Source organism: Streptomyces sp. GESEQ-35 (assembly GCF_017948485.1).
In the GTDB taxonomy this organism is placed as follows: domain Bacteria; phylum Actinomycetota; class Actinomycetes; order Streptomycetales; family Streptomycetaceae; genus Streptomyces.
Window position 1 is genome coordinate 1 of sequence record NZ_JAFFSX010000066.1, and the last position, 3,568, is coordinate 3,568.

General features: G+C 64.3%; 3 protein-coding genes. All 3 read right to left on the bottom strand.

Annotated features, from left to right (window positions below; translation table 11 throughout):
- Positions 1 to 179: 179 nt before the first annotated feature.
- Complete coding sequence (locus KCH87_RS48310) at positions 180 to 1,274, bottom strand: hypothetical protein (protein WP_210594443.1); 1,095 nt, start codon at positions 1,272 to 1,274, stop codon at positions 180 to 182.
- A gap of 140 nt (positions 1,275 to 1,414) precedes the next feature.
- Positions 1,415 to 2,251: a siderophore-interacting protein gene (locus KCH87_RS48315; RefSeq protein ID WP_210594444.1), complete on the bottom strand. Its 837-nt coding sequence runs from the start codon at positions 2,249 to 2,251 to the stop codon at positions 1,415 to 1,417.
- On the bottom strand, positions 2,251 to 3,568 hold a 1,318-nt coding region (locus KCH87_RS50355), incomplete at its 5' end, for a thioesterase domain-containing protein (RefSeq protein ID WP_210594445.1). The genes KCH87_RS48315 and KCH87_RS50355, both read right to left, overlap by 1 nt.

The following is a 3,568-nucleotide window of genomic DNA, read 5'->3' on the forward strand; positions in this document are numbered from 1 at the left end:
TTCGCCGACCAACGCCGCGTGCGACTCAAATGACCGATCGTCGGCAAAATCAACAGAATCTGCAGCACGCATTGCCAATCACTCTCTTTCGGTGTTGAGATCGCACGAATTCGCAGCTACTCGGCAAGGTATTACCAAAATCTCTGCATCCACTGGAGGCCTCTAAGCCCTGAATATGACTAATCCGCCGGTCGATCCGGCGTGGCGGCGCTGATTCGCCGGTCGCGGAATCGCTGGAGAACCTCCACCGCGGGAATCCTGGAACCGGGCGTGCGGAGACTCGATTCGCGATCGCCGCCGAACCTCGAGCAGACCGAGATGTGCGCGTCGTAGGCTGTCGACATCGCATCGAGCAGTAGCCTGTAGGACTTGTCGACGGCCGGAGCGGGCGACGCGACCAATGGCTTGACCCGGTGGAGCAACTGGAGCAGTATCCGGTGATCGCGCAACTGGAGACCGCTGAACTTGGAATTGATATGGGGTGGCATCATCGCAGGACGTACCGAATCCGTGTAATGCGTGCGCGTGAAGTCGCCGGCATACCGCAGCGATGCGCCGGACCCGATCATCAGTACCGTGGCGTCCTCAAGCAGTCGGCAGGCGCTATCGATATCATCCGGATCGTCCTTGAGGCATTCCTCAAGACAGCCGACCGATACGATCAGCGCCTGAATGAGCGAGAAGAATACTTGATGACCGAGACGCCAGCGAATCAGGGGATCGCCTTTCACATCGTCGGTTCCCATGTCCGTGCCCTGCGGGTGAGCGCGAGCTGCGTACTCGAACGGCGTGCCGGCCACTCCGATACGCCACAGCATGTGGAACGTGGTCCAAAATGCCTCACGCAGTTGAGCTCGTTCACCGCCGCTGAGGCTTATCCCGGCTGACAGGGCATCGTTGAGCTGGCTGCGGAGGGCTTCGAGCATTGTGTAGGTGAACGTCTCCACCGCGTTCCCGGTGACCCTGATCGCGCCGAAGAACAAGTCATGTTCCTCGTAGAGGTCCTCCGGCAGGGCTTGCCGCTCTGCATCGGTGTACTTGGTGGCAGCGGCCGGTGAGGCCAGGCAGGCCAGGGCTGCGTCGACTGCGGCCAATGCGCGTCGGTCGGAGTCCTGTGGCGTTATGTCGATGACGGTCCGCAAGGCGTCCGCAGTGCGCTGGTTCATCATGCCTGTGATGGCGCCTCTTGAGGCGGGAAGCTGCTCCGCCTTCAACAGGTGGAGGGGTGGGATATCCGCATGATGAGCCTGGATTTCAACATCTGGAGCACGCATTGCCAATCACTCTCTTTCGGTGTTGAGATCGCGCGAATTTCGGTCGGCCCGGCAGAATGAACGCGCACTGGATCATCGGTGACATCGCCGCCCGCTAACAGGAGGCGCGAAGTCACCGATGCCATGGAAAGGGCCGAGAGTTACGCCGGGGGTGCGTCCTCCACGTCACGGTTCCACTCGGATTTCGAGGACTGCCAGCCCTCTTCGTCCGCCCCACGTCGCCAGTAGCCGGAAATGGACAGCTGATCGCGTGTCAGGCCGCGTTCCGTCCGCAAGTGACGCCGAATCGCCTTCACGAAGTGCGCCTCACCATGGACAAAGGCATGCACCGTTCCGGCCGGGAAGTCCAAGGTGGAGACGGCCTCTTGGAGCGAGTCGCCGATCTGACGCTCCCCACGGTGCAGCCAGATGATCTCGGCTTCGGCCGGTGTCTGGATCTCCTGTTCCTCTTCCGGACCGGAGACCTCGATGAACGCTTTGGCGACCGCTCCTGACGGCATTGCCTCCAGGGAAGCCCCGATCGCGGGCAAGGCGCTCTCGTCGCCGATGAGCAGGTGCCAATCGGCCTCCACCCTGGGCGAGTAGCCGCCGCCGGGACCGATGAAGTAGATCTCTTCCCCGGGCTTGACCTTCGCGGCCCAGGGACCGGCCAGACCGCGTTCACCGTGATAGACGAAGTCCACGGACAGTTCGACTGCATCCGGGTCCCACCGACGGACCGTGTACGTCCGGGACTTGGGCCACTGGTCCTGGGGGAAGTCTCGGCGAATGGCCGAGATGTCGAACGGCTCGGGGTACTGCACATCCTCCAGAGGGAAGACCAACTTGACGTAGTGATCGGTGTACTGGCCGGCGGTGAACCCTTGCAGGCCCTCACCGCCGAGCACGACCCTGGCCATGTGCGGGGTCACCCACTCCACACGCAGCACCCGCCCTCGGTGCAGCCCCGGCCTATTGGGCGTCGGTATGTCGGGCATCAAAGGCTCCTTGCCTGCTTCATTTCTTCAGACTGCTTCTTCAGCGCTCGAGCCAGAATCGGAGCAATGTCCGCGAGCGCATCCGCGCTCATCATTTGCATGTGCTTGAACGGAGTCACGTGCTTCTCGATGTGGCCGCTCACATACGGCTCCCAGACCTCCGCAAGTCCGGTGGACGCACCGTCCCGCCCGGCCGCTTCGAAAAAGAGCATGTCGCCGTCGAACTGCTCGGTGGCTGTTGCCCGGCTGATCTTGAGGTTGTTCTCCGTGATGTCGATGAGAGCGGCGACGGTCCGCTCCTCAAGGCTGGCCAGTGTTCCGCCATGGGATTTGAGAATCTCAAGGACTCGTGGCATCTCGATCGGGTCGTCACCCGGCTCGGCGTAGAAGGCCCCGATTCCGTCGAACGCGAGCTCCAGGAGATCACGCCGGCTGCGCGTGCTGTCCGCGCTGGCGTGCCCTCCAGTACCGGCATCGAGCACAGCCAGCAGGGACACCTGCTCGCCCTCCTGCTGGAGGCGGGCCGCCAGGGTGTGGGCGACCTTGCCGCCGAAGGACCAGCCCAGGAGGGAGTACGGGCCGGACGGCTGGATCGCCCGGATTCGGCCGAGGTAGTCCTCGATCAACTCATCCAGATCGGCGGGGAACGGCTCGTCCGCGGCCAGACCACGGGCCTGGAGCCCGTACACCGGGTGCCCTTTCGGGACGTAGCGCAGCAGCCCGGCGTAGCACCAGGCCATGCCGCCTCCGGGGTGCACGCAGAACAACGGCGAACGGCTGCCGACCGGCCGCAGTCTCAGCACGGGCTCCAGTGCGCTGTCCCGCTCCTCGCTGTCCGCCTGGCCCAGGTTGGTCAGAGCGGCCACGGTGGGAGTGTTGAGCAGGCTGTGAATCGAGAGCCTCACGCCCAGGATGCCCCGGATGCGGCTGATGAGGCGGGTGGCGAGGAGGGAGTGGCCGCCGAGTTCGAAGAAGTTGTCGTCGATGCCGACCGCGGGCACGCCCAGGACCTCGGCGAACAGGCCGCAAAGGATCTCCTCGCGTGGCGTCCGCGGACCGCGCCCGGCTCCGGCCGTCGCCGGCAGGTCTGGGGCGGGCAGGGCCCGCCGGTCGAGCTTTCCGTTGGTGGTCAGCGGGAGCTGGTCGAGGACCACGAATGCGGTGGGGACCATGTACTCCGGCAGCAGGCCGACCGCGTGTGCGCGCAGGGCTTCGGTGTCCAGGGTGTCGGTGCCGGTCTCGGCGACCATGTAGGCCACCAGGCGTTTGTCGCCGGGCTGGTCCTCACGGGCTATGACCGCGATCTGGGACAGCCCA

What these genes read in the sequence shown, in the direction of transcription:
- KCH87_RS48310 (WP_210594443.1), bottom strand. Translation starts at nt 1,274, where the DNA reads ATGCGTGCTCCAGATGTTGAAATCCAGGCTCATCATGCGGATATCCCA.
- KCH87_RS48315 (WP_210594444.1), bottom strand. Translation starts at nt 2,251, where the DNA reads ATGCCCGACATACCGACGCCCAATAGGCCGGGGCTGCACCGAGGGCGG.